At 45.0% G+C, this 18,573-nt stretch carries 11 protein-coding genes and 1 pseudogene; 3 read left to right on the top strand and 9 right to left on the bottom strand.

From position 1 onward, the window contains the following. Positions 1–137: 137 nt before the first annotated feature. The gene (locus DXA15_RS16405; protein ID WP_128134731.1) at positions 138–3,446 is read left to right on the top strand and encodes a DUF5107 domain-containing protein; all 3,309 of its coding nucleotides are present in this window, start codon (positions 138–140) and stop codon (positions 3,444–3,446) included. 145 nt (positions 3,447–3,591) lie between these two features. After that, entirely contained in the window at positions 3,592–4,158 is a 567-nt protein-coding gene (locus DXA15_RS16400) for an RNA polymerase sigma-70 factor (protein ID WP_128134730.1), read from the top strand. A 3-nt stretch (positions 4,159–4,161) separates the two neighbouring features. Here DXA15_RS16400 and DXA15_RS16395 read toward each other — a convergent pair whose 3' ends face one another. From DXA15_RS16395 to rimP, 9 genes and pseudogenes are all read right to left on the bottom strand, one after another. Next, a complete protein-coding gene (locus DXA15_RS16395) occupies positions 4,162–4,614 on the bottom strand; it encodes a GNAT family N-acetyltransferase (protein WP_128134729.1) in 453 nt (150 codons plus the stop codon). A gap of 1 nt (position 4,615) precedes the next feature. Further along, positions 4,616–4,996, bottom strand: coding sequence for a VOC family protein (locus tag DXA15_RS16390; protein ID WP_128134728.1), 381 nt, complete (start codon positions 4,994–4,996; stop codon positions 4,616–4,618). 95 nt (positions 4,997–5,091) lie between these two features. Further along, positions 5,092–6,444, bottom strand: coding sequence for a Fe-S cluster assembly protein SufD (gene sufD / locus DXA15_RS16385; RefSeq protein ID WP_128134727.1), 1,353 nt, complete (start codon positions 6,442–6,444; stop codon positions 5,092–5,094). Continuing rightward, positions 6,437–7,192, bottom strand: a complete 756-nt coding sequence (gene sufC, locus DXA15_RS16380; protein WP_007655266.1) for a Fe-S cluster assembly ATPase SufC — start codon at positions 7,190–7,192, stop codon at positions 6,437–6,439. The genes sufD and sufC overlap by 8 nt, the downstream gene beginning before the upstream one ends. Positions 7,193–7,387: 195 nt before the next feature. After that, positions 7,388–8,833, bottom strand: coding sequence for a Fe-S cluster assembly protein SufB (gene sufB / locus DXA15_RS16375; protein ID WP_128134726.1), 1,446 nt, complete (start codon positions 8,831–8,833; stop codon positions 7,388–7,390). A gap of 51 nt (positions 8,834–8,884) precedes the next feature. Next, the gene (locus DXA15_RS16370; protein ID WP_128134725.1) at positions 8,885–9,376 is read right to left on the bottom strand and encodes a CvpA family protein; all 492 of its coding nucleotides are present in this window, start codon (positions 9,374–9,376) and stop codon (positions 8,885–8,887) included. A 2-nt stretch (positions 9,377–9,378) separates the two neighbouring features. Beyond that, positions 9,379–12,419: pseudogene (infB, locus tag DXA15_RS16365) on the bottom strand (translation initiation factor IF-2). Between the two features lie 21 nt (positions 12,420–12,440). Further along, the gene (nusA, locus tag DXA15_RS16360; protein WP_128134724.1) at positions 12,441–13,706 is read right to left on the bottom strand and encodes a transcription termination factor NusA; all 1,266 of its coding nucleotides are present in this window, start codon (positions 13,704–13,706) and stop codon (positions 12,441–12,443) included. A 9-nt stretch (positions 13,707–13,715) separates the two neighbouring features. Beyond that, positions 13,716–14,183, bottom strand: a complete 468-nt coding sequence (gene rimP / locus DXA15_RS16355; protein WP_186959885.1) for a ribosome assembly cofactor RimP — start codon at positions 14,181–14,183, stop codon at positions 13,716–13,718. Between the two features lie 994 nt (positions 14,184–15,177). On the opposite strand from rimP, the gene DXA15_RS16350 reads away from it, so the two are divergent. Further along, positions 15,178–18,573: a SusC/RagA family TonB-linked outer membrane protein gene (locus DXA15_RS16350; RefSeq protein WP_128134722.1), complete on the top strand. Its 3,396-nt coding sequence runs from the start codon at positions 15,178–15,180 to the stop codon at positions 18,571–18,573.

The following is an 18,573-nucleotide window of genomic DNA, read 5'->3' as shown; positions in this document are numbered from 1 at the left end:
GTTTAATAAGACTAATTTCAATGATGTCAAAGAACAATTTAATCCCCTTATTCCGGGATTATTTGATTAATTAATAACTCGTCCCGATTTTAACGGGACACTAGTGATACTTAATAACAAATCAAAGTTGCGATACCATGAATTCTAAACTTCTATCAGCATTATTGTTATGTGCAACTCCTCTTTTAGGTCAGGAGGTTCACATGAAGTCTGTAACAGAAAAAATTCCGACCTATCAGATCGGTGCCCCGGAAATCGATCCGATCTTCTTTACCGGCCGTGTTTATCAGGGAGCAGAAGGATATATTTATCCTTATCCCCTTTACGATGTCCTGACAGAAAAGCAAGTTCAGCAAGATTACAATGTACTCCGGCTGGACAATCAGTATGTCGACATTGCCATTCTTCCAGAGATCGGCGGTCGTATCTTTGCCGCCTCCGACAAAACCAACGACTATCCTTTCTTTTACACCCAAACAGGAGTAAAACCTGCCTTGATCGGTATGTTAGGTGCCTGGATTTCGGGAGGTGTCGAATGGAATATCCCCGACCATCACCGTGCCAGCAGTTACATGCCCATCAACTGGACAATGAAAGAAAATGAAGACGGAAGCAAGACAATTTGGGTGGGAGAAACAGAATTACGTCACCGGCTAAAATGGTCGGTAGGTGTATCGGTATACCCCAACCGTTCTTGGGTGGAAGCAAAAATCAAAGTGATCAACCCGACCCCGATGATCCAGTCGATGCTGTACTGGGCAAATGTATCCGTCCATTGTAACGATCAATATCAGGTGATATTCCCGCCTGATGTACAATTCGGAGCCGACCACCATAAAGTATACTTCACAAACTGGCCGATCGGAGAAGCAAACCTCGGCAGTGGGGAAAATGACGATTTATCCTGGTGGAAAAACTTTACAGGGAACTCCCGCTCTATTTTTGCCTGGGGAAGCGAAATGTCTTTCCTTGCCGGTTACGACTATGGAAAAGATGCAGGAACAGTACATGTGGCCAACCGCCATGTCGTACCCGGAAAGAAATTCTTCTTATGGGGAAACAACGCGAACGGCGAGATGTGGAACAAAATACTATCCGACAACGACGGACATTACCTGGAGTTGATGGTAGGCGGTTATTCCGATAACCAACCGGATTACAGCTGGATAAACCCGGGCGAAATCCGCGAATTCTGCCAAATATGGTATCCGGTAAAAGGTATCAAAGGTGTAAAGAATGCCACGAATGATGCAGCCGTAAACTTTGAACCGACCGAAGGCAACAACTATCGTGTAGGTTATTGCGCGACTACTTTGTACGAAAACGCCCGTGTTGTCGTAAAATATAAAGACCGGATAATAATGGATAGGCGGATCAACATCGATCCGGACAAATATTTCCTCGAACAGGTATCCGTGCCCGATCCGTCAGATCCCTCGACACTTTATACTGCACTTTACGATGCTGAAGGTAACCTGCTGGTCGATTACCGTCCGATCGTACAGGAAGAAAAACCGCTGCCTAAAGTCATCGACGGCACCAAACCAGTCAAAAAATATAAGACAAACGAAGAGCTTTACCTAGCCGGTCTCCGCGTCGACCAGTTCAACAATGCCCGTCTGGATTATATGGATTTCTATAACGAAGCTCTTTTACGTGACTCGATGGATGCCCGCGTAAATATCGAAGTAGGGAAACATTATATCCGTCAGGGGAAATGGGAGAAAGCGGAACAACATCTGTTACGTGCCCAGGCGCGTTTGTCTCACGATTATACAACGGTAAAGAACACGGAAGCGCTTTATTATCTGGGGTATCTATATCAGATGACAGACAATATCGGCAAAGCGACGGATGCTTATTGGGCTGCTACCTGGACTCCCGACTTCAAACATCGTTCTTTCTATGAACTGGCTGTCCTGGCAGTGAAAGACAAGGATTACAAGCGGGCTATGGACATGATTATCCAATCGCTTTACGTAGGAGGACGCGACTTACAGGCACTTACTCTCAAAGCATACATTCTTCGGATGCAGGGTAAGAAAGAGGAAGCACAGGAAACGATCCGTTATATCCAGCAGATCGATCCGCTCGATTACTGGAGTGCTGCCGAAACCAACTTATCCGTTTCACTAGGTGCTTCTTTCCTAAAAGCCGGAACGAATCATAACAGCAAAGGGATCATTGCCGTACAGGAATTGCTGGAGGTCGTGAACAATTACATGACAATCGGAGCCACAGAAGATGCACTGACCTTACTGAACAGTGCCATTTCTTTAGGTGAACCCTATGTTTCTTATCCGCTGCTTTATTATTACAAAGCATATAACCTGCTGAAAGGAAAGAATACAACAGAGTTCCAGGCTTGTCTGGATAAAGCTGCATCATTATCGCCGTTGAACAACTATCCTTTCCGGATCGAAGAAATAGTTCTTTTCACAACGCTATTGCAGGAAAGACCGAATGATGCACTCCTCCACTATCACCTGGGGAACTTACTCTATTATCTGGGACAAAAAGAGAGTGGTCTAGAACACTGGCTACACGCAACAGAGGCTGATCCTACCTTCGCTATCGCAGCGCGTAATGTTGGTTTCGGATACGGATGTCTGAACGACCTGGAAAAATCCATGAAGTATTATGACAGAGCAATCAATGCTAACCCGAATGATCCGTTATTACTAACAGAATCGGATAAAATATATGAGCAGGCGAATATTCCGGCAGCCCAGCGATTAAAAAGACTGGAATCCCATCTGAAAACCGTCATGAAACATGACGATGCCGTAATGCGGTTGCTTACGCTCTATAATGCCACAGCAAAATATGATAAAGCAATAAAAATAATGGATACCAGACATTTCCATTTATGGGAAGGCGGCGGACAGGTACACGACATCTATGTCGATTCGCATATGTTGAAAGGAATGCAACTTCTAAAAGGAAAACAGTATAAAGAAGCGATCCGGGAATTCGACCTGGCTAATCAGTATCCTGCCAATTTGGAAGTAGCTCCGTCTCTCCGGGGTGGTTATGAAGCCAAGGTATATTATTTATCCGGTATTGCATACGAAGCTATGAAACAAGCAGACAAAGCCTGGGAATGTTTCGAAAAATCTGCTGAAACACACTTCAGGGACCACCTGACAGATCTGAATTACTACAAAATAAAATCTCTCAGGAAATTAAATAAAAATGAAAAAGCTGATGCTGTTTTAAGCAATATGCAAAAAACACTGGAACGCATGCAACAAAACCTGATGGATTCATATGCTAAGTTCGGTGAAGCCAATCAGAACGTACAACAGAGCAATATCTCCTATTATTCCGGTCTGATACATCTGCTGCTGAATAATCCGTCGGCAGCAAAGAATGATTTTAATCAGGCTATTCAGCTGTATCCGGGAAATATTTGGGCTAAATTAATGAACGAGGATATTCGTTGAAAAATAGAGTCTAATCCAAATAAAAGAACGATCTTTCAGAACAATTGAAGGTCGTTCTTTTGTTTTATATAAGAATCCCCCAAACAAAGAGAGAAACGGTAACATTATTTTTATTATATTTACGACCGATTACAAATCTCGGGGAATGGAGAATACAACAGATTTAAAAGCATTCAATCAATTATTTACAGATTATCAGGGCCGGTTCATCCGCTTTGCTAATACGTATGTAAGGGATATAGCTGTTGCTGAAGACTTTACTATCGAAGCCCTGATGTATTACTGGGAGAATCGTCATTCATTGGAAAAAGATTCGAATGTGCCTGCCTATATTCTTACTATCATAAAAAACAAATGCCTGAACTATTTGCAGCACCTGCAGGTAAGAGAAGATGTCAACGAACAATTACTGAATCATGCCGAATGGGAACTGAATACCCGCATATCGACTTTGGAGGCCTGTGATCCCGGCGAACTATTTACTGCCGAAGCACAAGAAATAGTCAATAAAACCCTGGCCGGTTTACCAGAACAAACCAGAGTCGTATTCATTATGAGCCGTTATGAAAACAAATCTCATAAAACGATTGCGGAAACGTTGGGAATAACCACTAAAGGGGTCGAGTATCATATTTCCAAAGCCTTGAAAAAGCTGCATACCAGCTTGAAAGATTATTATCCGGTTTTCCTGTATTTATTTTATATAAATTAGTTGTTACAGTTCTTTTTCGAGGATTAACCGGTGGCGGCACTGAATGCCATTTTCCCAGATCGGTTCCGGATAATTACGTACAAAATAATCACGGTCCAACTCTTTCAGGTCAAAACCTTCCTGCTGGTACAACATCATGGGACCGGGAGCAGAAGTGCCGGTACAGACTTTCAACAGAGCGATTCGATTCGATCGCGCCCATTCATCAAAGACAAAGCGAAGCAAACGGCGTGCAATACCTCTCCGCTGGAAAGACTCACCTACGGCAAGATTCAATACTTCTGCCCCGTTTATAGACTGTTTCTGAACGACAATCACTCCTACGGCTTGTCCTTCACACAAAGCAACAAAACAATCGGATGCTTTCAGATAACGATCTACCAACTCGCGGTTCGGATCCGCTAACAGAAGCAAATCATAAGGATAGTCTGTCGTTTGTTCAATATGTATCTCCATATCAGGCAATTATTTCCACAATATTTCCGTCAGGATCAGCAATGGCCCCCTCATAAAAACCATCTCCCGTCGTTCGTGGTTCACCGAGTACTGTATAACCATTTTCACGAAACAGTTCTATCATACTATCTACCTTTTCCTTTGAACCGACAGAGAAAGCAAAGTGGGCAAGACCTATAAACAGCCCATCCCTCTCTTTTGTAATATCTGTCCGTTGCATAATTTCCAGGGAAGCACCTCCCTCAAAAGTCACAAAATAAGAAGCAAACCCTTTCTTGGGATTCACGTATTTTTCATTGCTTTTCCCATTAAAATACGTTGTATAAAATTCGCGGGAACGTTCTAATTCTTTCGTCCAAATCGCTATATGACTCAATTGCATATGATAATAAATGATTGGTGAAATACAAAGATAGACAAAAAAACCCGGACAGACATAACATCTATCCGGGCCTTTATAAAAATCAGAATAATATCTTATTTGCAGATACGGCAATCGGCACAACGTGCCAGTTCTCCACGAAAACGTTTTTCAACCAACTTATGCAGACGGTCTTTCAACGCATCCAGACGCACATGATCAATCACATCCGATGTAAAAGCAACACTCAGCATCATACGTGCCTCATTCAATGGAATACCACGACTACGCATATAGAACAAAGCATTCTCATCCAACTGCCCGGTCGTCATACCGTGCGAACATTTCACATCATCCGCATAAATCTCCAATTGCGGCTTACTATACATACGGGCTTCACGGGTAGCACAGAGATTACGGTTTGTCTGGAAAGCTGCCGTTTTCTGGGCACCTTCCTTTACCAGGATACGGCCGCTGAAAGCACCGACTGCATGATCGTTCAATACATTCTTGAATAGCTCGTTACTTGTACAATTGGGTACAGCATGCGTAATATGGCTATACGTATCCACTTGTTGCTCACGGTCCATAACGGACATTCCGCAAAGGGTTGTTTCTGCATATTCGCCGTTCAGTTCAATATAATAGTTGTTACGCGTAAGACCGTTATTCAAGGTAATACCGTTTACCAGGACATTGCTGGAAGCCTCCTGTTTCACATGGACCGAGGCAAAGCGGGAAGTGGAAATGCTGCTTTCTTCCAGATCATAGTAATCGAAGTAAGCACCTTCGCCGGCAAATATCTCAACGACCTGGGTAGCCAGGAATTTCACATCGTCTATACTATGATCGCAGATCAGCAATTTAGCTTCCGAACGCGGTTCCATAATAACCAGGATACGCCGGTTAGCCATCGCATCCACATCACTACGGAATATATTGATCAGCTGGATAGGACGTTCCACAGCCACACCTTCCGGCACATAAAGCACGAAACCATCCTGCGCCAGCATTGTGTTCAATGCGATTATACCGTCATGGCTACTTTTAGCAGCTTTTCCGTAATAGCGGGCTGCCACTTCCGGATATTTCTCTGCAAAGTTTTTCAAACCGCCGGCGTATACCCCCTCAGGTAAATGCGCTTTCGGCATCATCTTGTCATAAAAAGTATCATTCACGACAAAATACAAAGAAGTACTCAGGTTCGGGACATCACAACGGAATACGTCATAAGGATTGACCGGAATAGCCAGGCGGTTTATGTTCACCCCATAATCAGGAGCAAAAGCCTGCGCTACATCTGTATATTTATAATCTTCACTCTTTACCGAAGGAAAACCCAGGCGATCGAAATCAGCCAAAGCCTCAGCACGCGGAGCATTCATCACCGCAGCGCTATGACGGCACACCAGGTCCTCATACCGGGTAAAAAGATCGATATATTGTTGTTCGGCTCTCATCTCACTCATCCCCCATCTCTTTCTTGATCCAGTCGTAACCTTTTTCTTCCAGTTCGAGAGCCAGTTCCGGACCGGCTGTTTTTACGATACGTCCTTTGTATAATACATGTACCACATCGGGTTTGATGTAATCCAACAAACGTTGGTAGTGAGTAATCACGATCGCTGCATTTTCCGGAGTACGCAACTGATTGACACCGTTTGCCACGATACGGAGCGCATCGATATCCAGGCCGCTGTCCGTCTCATCCAGGATAGCCAGTTTAGGTTCCAGCATAGCCATTTGGAAAATCTCGTTACGTTTCTTTTCACCACCGGAGAAACCTTCGTTCACGCTACGGCTCGCCAGTTTGTTATCCAGTTCGACGATAGCACGTTTCTCACGCATCAGTTTCAGGAAATCGGTTGCGGAAACCGGTTCAAGACCGTTATATTTACGGTGCTCATTCAAGGCGGCACGCATAAAATTCACCATGCTTACGCCCGGGATCTCCACCGGATACTGGAAACTCAGGAAAATACCTTCACGGCTGCGGTCTTCGGGTTCCAACTCCAGCAGGTTCTTCCCGTTGAAGATCACCTCGCCCTGAGTTACCTCGAAAGCCGGATTACCTACCAGTACACTGCTGAGTGTACTCTTTCCCGAACCGTTCGGACCCATGATGGCATGTACCTCACCAGCCTTTACAGAAAGGTCGATACCTTTCAATATCTCTTTGCCATTCACGTTGGCATGTAAGTTCTTTATTTCTAACATATTTATAGTTATTATATATTATACTTCCCTTCTCCCGGCAGTTCCCCTTCCCGGATATAGGCAACAGATACGATAAGACGACAGTGTGCGTTCTACCTATGACACACCGTGCGCGCTAATGTAGAACGCATCATGCGTCATAGGTAGGACGCACTGCGCGTGCTAGCTTAAGCGCATGCCTTCGCCTTAGCTGAGTCATCCAACGCTTCCCTCCAGGGAGATGGTCAGCAGCTTCTGTGCTTCGACGGCAAACTCCATCGGGAGCTTGTTCATTACCTCACGGGCATAGCCGTTTACGATCAGGCCGACGGCCTCTTCGACGGAGATACCGCGTTGCTGGCAATAGAACAATTGTTCTTCGCTGATCTTGCTCGTTGTAGCTTCGTGCTCCACCACAGCCGTTTCATTCTGTATATCGGCATAAGGGAACGTATGGGCACCACAGGTAGAACTCAGCAGCAGACTGTCGCACTGGCTATGGTTACGGGCACCTTCCGCACGCGGAGATACTTTCACCAGGCCACGGTAACTGTTCTGGCTATGACCGGCCGAAATACCTTTCGACACGATCGTGCTTTTCGTATTCTTACCCAGGTGGATCATCTTCGTTCCGGTATCCGCCTGCTGGTAATTGTTGGTTACAGCAACAGAATAGAACTCACCGACAGAATTATCACCGGCCAGGATGCAACTCGGGTATTTCCAGGTAATGGCCGAACCGGTTTCCACCTGTGTCCACGAGATCTTACTGCCTTCACCTTTGCACAGGCCGCGCTTGGTCACGAAGTTATAGATACCGCCTTTACCTTCTTTATCACCCGGATACCAGTTTTGTACGGTCGAGTATTTCACCTCCGCACGTTCTTTGGCTACAATCTCAACGATGGCCGCATGCAACTGGTTCTCGTCGCGCATCGGAGCGGTACATCCTTCCAGATAACTTACATATGCCTCATCGTCGGCCACGATCAGTGTACGTTCGAACTGTCCTGTATTGGCCGCATTGATACGGAAATAGGTGGACAACTCCATCGGGCAACGTACGCCTTTCGGTATATAAACGAACGAACCGTCAGAAAAGACTGCCGAGTTCAATGCCGCAAAGAAATTATCACGATAGCTCACTACGCTTCCCAGATACTGTTGTACCAGGTCAGGATGATGCAGTACCGCTTCACTGAACGAACAGAAGATGATCCCTTTCTCTGCCAGCGTTTCCTTAAAAGTTGTCTTTACGGAGACACTATCCATAACGGCATCGACCGCCATACCGGCCAGTTGGGCACGTTCGTGCAAAGGAATACCCAGCTTATCGAATGTCTTCAATAACTCCGGGTCTATTTCATCCAGACTTTTCGGACCTTCCTTTTTCTTCGGAGCAGCATAATAGATTATGTCCTGATAATCGATCGGCGGAATATTCAGATGAGGCCATGTGGGCATCTCCAGCGTCTGCCAGTGGCGGAAAGCCTTCAGGCGGAATTGAAGCAGCCAGTCAGGCTCATTCTTTTTGGCCGAGATGATACGGACGGTCTCCTCATCCAGACCGCGATGGATCATCTCCGTATCTATATCAGTAACAAAACCATACTTATAGTCGCTGCTCGTTACCTCATTTATTATCTTATTCGAATCTTCCATATACATTTATATATATTATACATCTTGCCGGATAACAAACCTTCAAGATATTTACTCTTTTCCCCAAAACAATTTATCGAAGTAAATGGTTGGAATAATCTCTTTAACCGGATTATAATAGTTGGATTCCACCTTAGCCTGACGCGGGATCAGCACGGATCCCCTATCTATGCCTTCGAGTGCATTCAGTATAAGACTGACAAATCCTAACATAAAACAAAGCCCGACCACTCCTCCTCCCAGATGGTTCAGCACACTGAGGGGCGTAACTCCGACAACCCGGCTCATGATCTCACCAGCCAGCATGATCACTCCCACGATCAGCAGGAAACCGGCCACATAACTAAGTATGGTCACCCCTTCAGGCGGAAACCAGTTCAGGGCGACGATATATCCCTTCAACCAGGCTGCCGCCTTCGAACAAAAAAAGATGGCAACAACCAGGGCTATAAGCGAAACAACCTGTTTGATGACTCCATCAAACAGGCCTTTCCCAAATCCAATTCCTGCCAGACATACTAGTACAATGTCTAACCAGTTCATGTTTATAAAGTTTTCTTTATTTCAGTTTCTTCGTACGACTCGATCACGTCGCCGACCTGGATATCATTAAAGTTCGTAATATTCAAACCGCAATCCAATCCGGCCACAACCTCTTTCACGTCGTCCTTGAAGCGTTTCAACGATCCGAGTTCGCCGGCATAGATAACGATACCGTCGCGGATCAGGCGGATCTTGTTTGTACGCTTGATCTTACCTTCCTTAACCATACAGCCGGCAACCGTACCCACTTTCGTGATCTTAAATACCTGTTGTACATCCACATAAGCGGTAATCTCTTCCTTGATTTCCGGAGAAAGCATACCTTCCATAGCGCTCTTCACCTCTTCGATCGCATCGTAGATGATAGAGTACAGACGGATCTCAACGCCATCCTTCTCTGCATTACGGCGAGCCTGTACGGACGGGCGAACCTGGAATCCGATGATGATCGCATTCGAAGCGGCAGCCAGTACCACATCCGATTCGGAAATCTGACCGACAGCCTTGTGAATCACGTTCACCTGGATCTCTTCGGTAGACAGACGGATCAGAGAGTCGGACAATGCTTCTACGGAGCCGTCCACGTCACCCTTCACGATCACATTCAGTTCCTGGAAGTTACCCACAGCGATACGGCGGCCGATATCGTCCAGCGTAAGCATTTTCTGTGTACGGATACCCAGTTCGCGCTGTAACTGTTCACGGCGGGTTGCAATCTCGCGTGCTTCCTGCTCAGTCTCCAATACATTGAATGTATCACCGGCCTGGGGCGCACCGTTCAATCCAAGGATCAGAACCGGTTCGGAAGGACCAGCCTTTTCCACACGCTGGTTACGCTCGTTGAACATAGCCTTGATACGTCCGTGGTGTGTACCGGCCAAGACTATATCACCCATTTTCAGGGTACCGTTTTCAACCAATACGGTAGAAACATATCCGCGTCCCTTATCCAGGATGATTCGATGATGGAACCGACTGCACGTCTTGTCGGGTTAGCCTTCAGATCCAGCAGGTCGGCTTCAAGCAATACTTTTTCAAGCAGCTCTTCAACGCCCATGCCTTTCTTGGCCGAAATATCCTGGCTCTGGTATTTACCACCCCAGTCTTCCACCAGGTAGTTCATATTAGCCAGTTCTTCCTTGATCTTTTCAGGGTTGGCATGCGGCTTATCTACCTTATTAATAGCAAATACGATGGGTACACCGGCAGCCGAAGCATGGTTGATCGCTTCAATGGTCTGCGGCATGACGGCATCGTCGGCAGCTACAATAATAATAGCGATATCCGTTACCTTGGCACCACGGGCACGCATAGCGGTAAACGCTTCATGCCCCGGAGTATCCAGGAAGGTGATACGGCGTCCGCTGGCCAACTTCACATTGTAAGCACCGATATGCTGCGTGATACCACCGGCTTCACCGGCAATAACGTTCGCTTTACGGATATTATCCAGCAAAGACGTTTTACCGTGGTCGACGTGCCCCATCACTGTTACGATAGGCGGACGTGCTACCCAGTCTTCTTCGTTATCGTCTTCTTCGTCGGCATTGATGGCTTCCACCACTTCCGCACTGACATATTCAGTCTTGAACCCGAACTCTTCGACCACGATATTGATCGTTTCCGCATCCAGGCGCTGGTTGATTGAAACCATAATACCGATACTCATACAAGTAGCGATAACCTTCGTCACAGGCACATCCATCATGTTGGCGAGGTCGTTTGCCGTAACAAATTCGGTCAGCTTCAATACCTTGCTTTCCTGTTCTTCCAGTTCCAGCAATTCATGCTCGCGTTTAACGGCTGCATCACGTTTATCACGACGGTACTTGGCACCTTTATTATTCTTATTTCCCTTGTTCGTCAGACGAGCCAGGGTTTCTTTGATCTGCTTCTGTACATCCTCCTCGCTTACTTCGGCCTTAACCGGCTTTTTCAGACGGGGTTTGCCACGGTCGTCGCGCTGATGCTGATTAGCGGGACGGCTGTAATTCGTACCCGGAGTGTTGTTCACATCCACACGGTCCTTCTTGATACGGTTACGTTTCTTTTTCGCATCCGCATTAGCTTCGCCCGGTTTAACAGGAGCTCCCGGCTTCACCGGTGCACCCGGTTTGGCATTCGGATCTTTCGGTCCTTTATGGAATCCCGGTTGTCCGGGTCTGTTATTGTTGTTGAACTTTTCGCGTTTATCATCGCGTTCTTTCCGTCTCTCTTCCTTTGTTTTCTTTTTAGGACGAGTAGACTGGTTCAAGGCATTCAGGTCAATTTTGCCGGTTACCTTGATATTCGACTCGAACTTCGGAGTGTTCAAACGGAACAAGCTACTGTCTTCCGATTCAGCAGAAGTCTGACCCTCTGCGGCCGTTTTATTCACTTCTTCAGAAGAGCTTGTCGTCGTTTCCGGCTTCACTTTAACTTCCGGTTTTTTCTCTTCGATTCTTTCTTTTTCCACAACTATCTCTTTTACTTCTTTTTTCTCCACAGGCTTTTCAACAGGAGCAACCTCCTGTTTTTCCTGTTTTGCAGGGGCTTCTGCTGTCTTTTTTTCAGGAGCAGGAGCAGAAACGACAACCGGTTGCGGTTCTGCAACAGGCTGCGGTTTGACTTCCGGCTGAGGCTTAACGACAGGCTGCGGTTCAACGACAGGCTGCGGCTTGGCTACTACCGGTTCTTCTTTCACTTCAGGAGTCTCCTGAACTTTTTTATGCTGTCCGTCCAGGTCGATACGGCCTTTCGTTACGATTTTAGGCTTGAACTCTTCCGGGATCACGGTCTTTATTTCCGAGGTCTTCTCTTCTTTCACAGAAGCGGCCTCTCTCTCTTTCTCTCTGTGAGGACGTTCTACCCTCGGACGTTCAAAACCACCCTCAGGCAGATCCTTTCCAAACTCTTTTACGAGCAAAGCATACTGTTCATCACTGATCCTCGTGTTGGGATTTGCATTCTCCTCAACAGGATGACCTTTCTTGTGTAGAAACTCAACAACCGTGTTGATCCCTACGTTTAATTTTCTTTGTACTTGTATTAATTTTATAGGCATATCTAACTTTGTCGTAATACTTTATTCCTGACTTTCATCTTCAAATTCGGCAGATAAGATAGCAAGTACCTCGTCGACTGTTGTTTCTTCAAGGTCGGCACGTTCAATAAGTTCTTCACGGCTCAAAGCAAGCACGCTCTTGGCCGTATAGCAACCGATATTCTTCAGTGCGTCGATTACCCAGCTATCAATTTCATCTGTAAATTCATCCAGATAAATATCTTCCTCGTCGGCTCCTTCCACATCACGGAATACATCGATCGTGTATTCAGTCAACATACAGGCCAGTTTAATATTCAAACCGCCTTTACCGATAGCCAGTGATACTTCTTCAGGACGAAGATAAACCTCTGCCTTATGTTCTTCTTCGTTCACTCGTATAGAGGAAATTTTAGCCGGGCTTAATGCACGCTGGATAAACAGCGACGCATTGGATGTATAATTAATAACATCGATGTTCTCGTTTCTCAACTCACGCACAATTCCGTGGATACGAGAACCTTTCATTCCTACGCAGGCACCTACCGGGTCGATACGGTCATCGTATGACTCAACGGCCACTTTTGCTCTTTCTCCCGGGATACGCGCGATAGCCTTGATCAGGATCAGGCCGTCATTAATTTCGGGAACCTCCAGTTCGAACAAACGTTGCAGGAACATTTTATCTGTACGAGACAGGATAATCTTCGGATTATTATTATAATTATCCACCTTTTGTACAACCGCACGTACGGTTTCACCTTTGCGATAGAAATCGGAAGGAATCTGTTCTGATTTCGGGAGCAGCAACTCATTACCCTCGTCATCCAGCAACAGGATCTCTTTCTTCCACACCTGATATACATCAGCTGCTACGATTGTACCTATTTTATCTTTATATTTAGCATACAAACTATCCTTCTGCAATTCAAGAATCTTTGAAGCCAGTGTCTGACGCAGGTTCAGGATGGCACGACGTCCGAAATCGGCGAAATGAACCTCGTCGGTCACTTCTTCTCCTACTTCACAGTCGGCATCGATCTTACGGGCCTCGGTCAACGTAAGTTGCAGATTCGAATCTTCCAGTTCGTCATCAGCCACAACCGTGCGGTTTCTCCAGATCTCGAAGTCACCTTTTTCAGGGTTGATAATTACGTCGTAGTTCTCATCCGTACCGAACATTTTAGCGATTACGTTACGGAAGGAATCTTCCAGCACGCTGATCATCGTATCCTTATCTATATTCTTCAACTCCTTGAACTCCGCAAGTGTGTCAATCATACTGATTGTTTCCTCTTTCTTGGCCATAATCTTTCTTTACTTGAATCTTATTAGGTATTTTGTATATTTTATCTCATCGAATGTATAGGATTGATCTTCCCGGACAGTAACTTTACGTTTGGCACCATCAGGTTTTACCTGCTTTTCAACGGTAACTACTGCACCGTTCTCGTCGGCCGATTTCAATACTCCGGTCAGTTTCACACCGCTTTTCAGCAGCATCTCCACTTCGTTCCCTATGTTTTTTACATATTGACGAAGCACTTTAAAAGGAGAAGTAACCCCTGCCGAACCGACTTCCAACTCGAAGTCTTCCACATCCCGGTCCAGATGCTCCTCTACATACCGGCTCAATTCCACACAATCATCAATGCAAACTGCCTCATCATTATCAATCTCAATAATAATAAGGTTTCCCGGCTTAACTACTACGTCAACCAAATAATTGTCGGAAGAAGCCAATTTTTCTTCAACCAACTGAGTTATTACTCCCTTTTCAATCATAAACATACTGTTAAGAACAAAAGAAGGGGACTACCCGCCCCCTCCTCATCTTCGCTTAATCGCCCGCAAATATACAAATAATCAGTGAGTTTTCAAACAAATACAATCTTTTTATCAGAAAAGTTCGTTTTGCAGCCTAAGATAAACTCTCTTTATCTCAATACCTAATATAGGTACATCTTTTAGGAAATTAAAACAATGGAAGGATTCCGGTGAAAACATAAAAAACAAGGCAGAAAAGGGCTTTAATTCATTGATATATACCATAGTTCTAAAAGAACTCTATACAATTATTACAGTGCAAATATATGGAATAATTGTTTCAATATATTGCATTTTGTTTAAAAAAAATGATTGATAGTCCGTTTTTTAACATATCGCCAACAATTATGCCCCTAACTAACCGTAAATAATATTTTTCATATCTCAATCCTAAAAATCGCGAAGATTTATTTATCAATATATAAAATAAACATTAAAGCGATACATATTGTTAAAAAAGAAAACATTGCACAACACGACCTTTTCAGGCAGTATAAATATCTTCCATAAATCACTATAGATATGTAATATAGCTACAAAAAAACAGCTCAGAGATTAATATTGAACCGCAGTAGAAGAACAATCTGTTATCCGGGAGTAAACTGTTAATTTTCTTCATAAAGCAGGGAAGTTGTGTTAAAAACAGGCGCTTTTTTCAATAATTCAGACATAAACGGACTAATTTTTTCATTCTGATATATCTCTGATTTTTTCAAATTCCAACAGGTCGAATACACACCAAGCCCAACACATGTTTATCAAGTTGATAATATGCAAATTAAACCCAGCTTATCAACATAATAAAAGCACGTGAGTTCTTTTAGGACTATGAATTCGTCAACTATTAAACGTCAGGATCTAAAGTTTTCTATACACATTTTAAACAAAATAGAGCAAAAGAAAAAGAAGGGGGACAAAGAGAACGCCTCATTTATTAATAAAATCAATTATTATGTTGAAAAACTTCAAACCTGTCAGCTTGATTCTTGTCGCAGGAGCAATGACACTTCCCGTAAGTGCATCCGCTGACTTTGCGCCAGAGAAGCATGAAACCGCGATTTCCCAGCAGAACGGGAAAGTTACCGGTACCGTAGAAGATGAATTCGGCCCGATCGCCGGAGCATCTGTAGTTGTGAAAGGAACCACAAACGGCACAATTACCGACACAGAAGGTAGTTTTAGCCTGAACGATGTAAAGAACGGAAGCGTCATCCAGATTTCTTTCATCGGGTATGCAACAAAAGAAGTGACATACACCGGTCAATCTTCCTTATCAGTCCTACTGGCTGAAGATACTCAAAAACTGGACGAGGTAGTCGTTACCGCCATGGGTATCAAGAAAGACGCCAAAAAACTAGGTTATGCCGTAAGTACAATCGATGCCGGAGAGTTGATCAAAACGGGTACTCCGGACTTCGCTACATCATTGTACGGTAAGGCTTCAGGTGTGCGCATCCAGGCAGCTCCGGGTGGTGGTACTTCCTCCGTATCCATCTCCGTACGTGGTCTGTCTTCTATCACCGGTACGACACAGCCGCTGATCGTAATGGACGGTGTGCCCATCCATAACGGCGACGCCAACAAAGACGGTTACTGGACTAACCAGCGTGTAGAATCCAACGGTATGGTGGACATCAACCCGGAAGATATCGAAAGCATCTCTATCTTGAAAGGTGCCGCCGCATCTGCCCTGTACGGATCTGAAGCAGCCAACGGTGTTGTGATGATTACCTCTAAAAGCGGTAAAGGCCAGAGTGGTCTCGGTGTAGACTTCAGTGCAAATGTCAGCTTTGACAAAGTAGCCTACATGCCGAGCATCCAGAAAGAATTCGGTCCGGGATACGACAATGCCCTGTTGGCCACCGCAAGTGAATTCGAACAGCAAACCGGTTTCCAGAATACCCGTACAGACCGTAACGGGAACCAGGTAATCTCTCCGCGTAATACCTATTATTCATGGGGACGTCCATACGACTATACCACCCAATTATACAATTATAACGGGGCAATTCGTACTCACGCGCCTATCGACCACAACCAGTGGAACGATGTTTTCCAGACAGGTATCAACCAGACTTATAACCTGGCTATCACCAACGGAACGGAAAAAGGCAACCTGCGTTTCTCCTATACCTATATGGATAATACGCCAACACAGTTGAACTCGCACAACAACAAGCACAACTTTGCTCTTTCTGGTAGCGCCAATATCCTGAAAAACTTAAAAGTGGATTACTCGGCGAACTATATGCGCCAGCATGTTAAAAACCGTGCCTACCGTATCAGCCGCTTGTTGACAAACTATGCAGGTATGTTCACCGGATATGATGACATCGCAGCAATGAAGAACAGCACTGTTACCAGTTTGGGATACATGAACGTCCCTTATACCAGCAATACACTGACACCCGATGAAGCCTGGGACTGGAATCCGGCCAACTATCAGATGTCTTCAGAGTATTTCTGGAATATCTTAGGTAAAGAACAGTTGGAAGACAATAACCGTTTCATCGCGAGTGTAACGCCAAGTTGGGAAATCATTCCGGGTTTGACCGCGCGAGGCCGTCTGTCAACAGACTTGACGTACAATGTAATTGAGAATAAGAACTCAACGGAAACGCCAAACGTATTCAGACAGCCGGGTAACTATACCGGAGCCTATACATTGAAAAACTCCAAGTATGAGATCTATTATGGTGATATCATGTTGATGTTTGACCGTACATTTGCTGAAAAATACAATGTTGCTGCAACCGCAGGTTGGTCTGCCCGCCAGGAAAGTCAGTTCGACACCTCAGTGAGTACCCGCGGAGGTCTGAGTGTTGAAAACTGGTTCCACCTGAACTCTTCCGGATTAACACCGGCAAATCCATCGATGAAAAAAGCATCGCTGTTAAAACAAGCCTTCTTTGCTACAGCTTCTTTCGGTTATGACAGTTGGGCTTATGTGGAAGGAACTGTGCGTCAGGAAAAAACATCTACACTGTACCCCGGATCCAACACATTCGTTTATCCTTCTGTGAACGGTAGCGTCATTTATTCATCTTTGCTGAAAGATAATAAACCCGAATGGCTGGATTATGGTAAAATTCGTCTTAGCTACGGTGTTGTAGGTAACGCCCCGGAAATATATAAAGCAGCTACCGGTTACAACCAGAGCGCTGTAGGCAGTTATATCTACAATCAGGTCCCACAGGCACTTGGAAACAATGAGATACAACCGGAACAGAAATACGAATTCGAATTGGGTTGGGAAAACAAGTTCCTCGGCAACCGTTTGGGCTTCGAACTTTCTTATTACCAGAATACAGTAAAAGACCAGATCCTTCAGACTACAACATCAGCATCTTCAGGAGGTACTTCCATCTGGATGAATGTCGGTGAATTAAAGAACGCCGGTGTTGAAATGTCTATGTACGGTACAGTTATCCAGACTAAAGACTGGAACTGGGATATTCGCGCCAACTGGTCATGGAACAAGAACGAAGTAACGAAACTGATAGACGGCATCAACTCTATCGACCATTCTACAGTAGATAACGGAGCCGCAGTGCTGCAATCCAGAGTAGGACGCCCGATGGGTGACTGGTATGTTTACGGTACGGTAAAAGACGAGAACGGAAACAAAGTCGTTGGCGATAACGGTCTGTATATCGTAGACTATACAGAACGCCAGAGAGCAGGTAACGCCATGCCGAAAGTTGTCGGAGGTATCAGCACTTCATTGAGCTATAAAGATTTCTATCTGGATGCCACTATCGACTTCCGTATTGGTGGTGACGTACTGAACTTGCCTTACCAGTATATGACCGAACTCGGTATCCTGGATTGTACATTGGATAACCGTGATGCTTCACGTGGCGGTCTTACCTGGTATGCAGACGGAAACGACCTGTCAGACCCTTCAAAACGTCATTTGACAGACCAACCTGCCGGATCTACAGTAAACGGTAACATGGTTTACGATAACGGTGTAATCCAGCCGGGTGTTAAACAAGACGGTTCTGAAAACAAAACGATCATCACTGCCGGTGAATCATATTACAACCAATACGGTTGGGGATATTCCGGAAACATCACTTATGAAAACGCAATACAGAAGAATTCATATGTAAAAATGCGTGAACTGAGCCTTGGTTGCAGATTACCGAAAAACATCACTTCCAAATTCGGTTGTAAGAACCTGATGGTTTCCGTATACGGTCGTAACCTATTCTACTTCTATAAGAGCCTGAAAGAATTCGATGCAGAATGTACAGACGGTACAACCTGGATCACGCAGGCACAGATTGGTGGTTCAACAGCCACAACACGTTCATTCGGCTTCTCATTACGTGCAAGCTTCTAA

This window comes from Parabacteroides sp. AM58-2XD, assembly GCF_003463685.1.
GTDB classification, from domain to species: domain Bacteria; phylum Bacteroidota; class Bacteroidia; order Bacteroidales; family Tannerellaceae; genus Parabacteroides; species Parabacteroides segnis.
The sequence above is the reverse complement of the archived record's forward strand: the minus strand, read 5'-3'. Positions and strand labels throughout refer to the sequence as shown.

What these genes read in the sequence shown, in the direction of transcription:
- sufC (WP_007655266.1), bottom strand. Translation starts at nt 7,192, where the DNA reads ATGTTAGAAATAAAGAACTTACATGCCAACGTGAATGGCAAAGAGATA.
- DXA15_RS16370 (WP_128134725.1), bottom strand. Translation starts at nt 9,376, where the DNA reads ATGAACTGGTTAGACATTGTACTAGTATGTCTGGCAGGAATTGGATTT.
- DXA15_RS16390 (WP_128134728.1), bottom strand. Translation starts at nt 4,996, where the DNA reads ATGCAATTGAGTCATATAGCGATTTGGACGAAAGAATTAGAACGTTCC.
- nusA (WP_128134724.1), bottom strand. Translation starts at nt 13,706, where the DNA reads ATGGCCAAGAAAGAGGAAACAATCAGTATGATTGACACACTTGCGGAG.
- rimP (WP_186959885.1), bottom strand. Translation starts at nt 14,183, where the DNA reads ATGATTGAAAAGGGAGTAATAACTCAGTTGGTTGAAGAAAAATTGGCT.
- DXA15_RS16395 (WP_128134729.1), bottom strand. Translation starts at nt 4,614, where the DNA reads ATGGAGATACATATTGAACAAACGACAGACTATCCTTATGATTTGCTT.
- DXA15_RS16400 (WP_128134730.1), top strand. Translation starts at nt 3,592, where the DNA reads ATGGAGAATACAACAGATTTAAAAGCATTCAATCAATTATTTACAGAT.
- sufB (WP_128134726.1), bottom strand. Translation starts at nt 8,833, where the DNA reads ATGGAAGATTCGAATAAGATAATAAATGAGGTAACGAGCAGCGACTAT.
- DXA15_RS16350 (WP_128134722.1), top strand. Translation starts at nt 15,178, where the DNA reads ATGTTGAAAAACTTCAAACCTGTCAGCTTGATTCTTGTCGCAGGAGCA.
- sufD (WP_128134727.1), bottom strand. Translation starts at nt 6,444, where the DNA reads ATGAGTGAGATGAGAGCCGAACAACAATATATCGATCTTTTTACCCGG.
- DXA15_RS16405 (WP_128134731.1), top strand. Translation starts at nt 138, where the DNA reads ATGAATTCTAAACTTCTATCAGCATTATTGTTATGTGCAACTCCTCTT.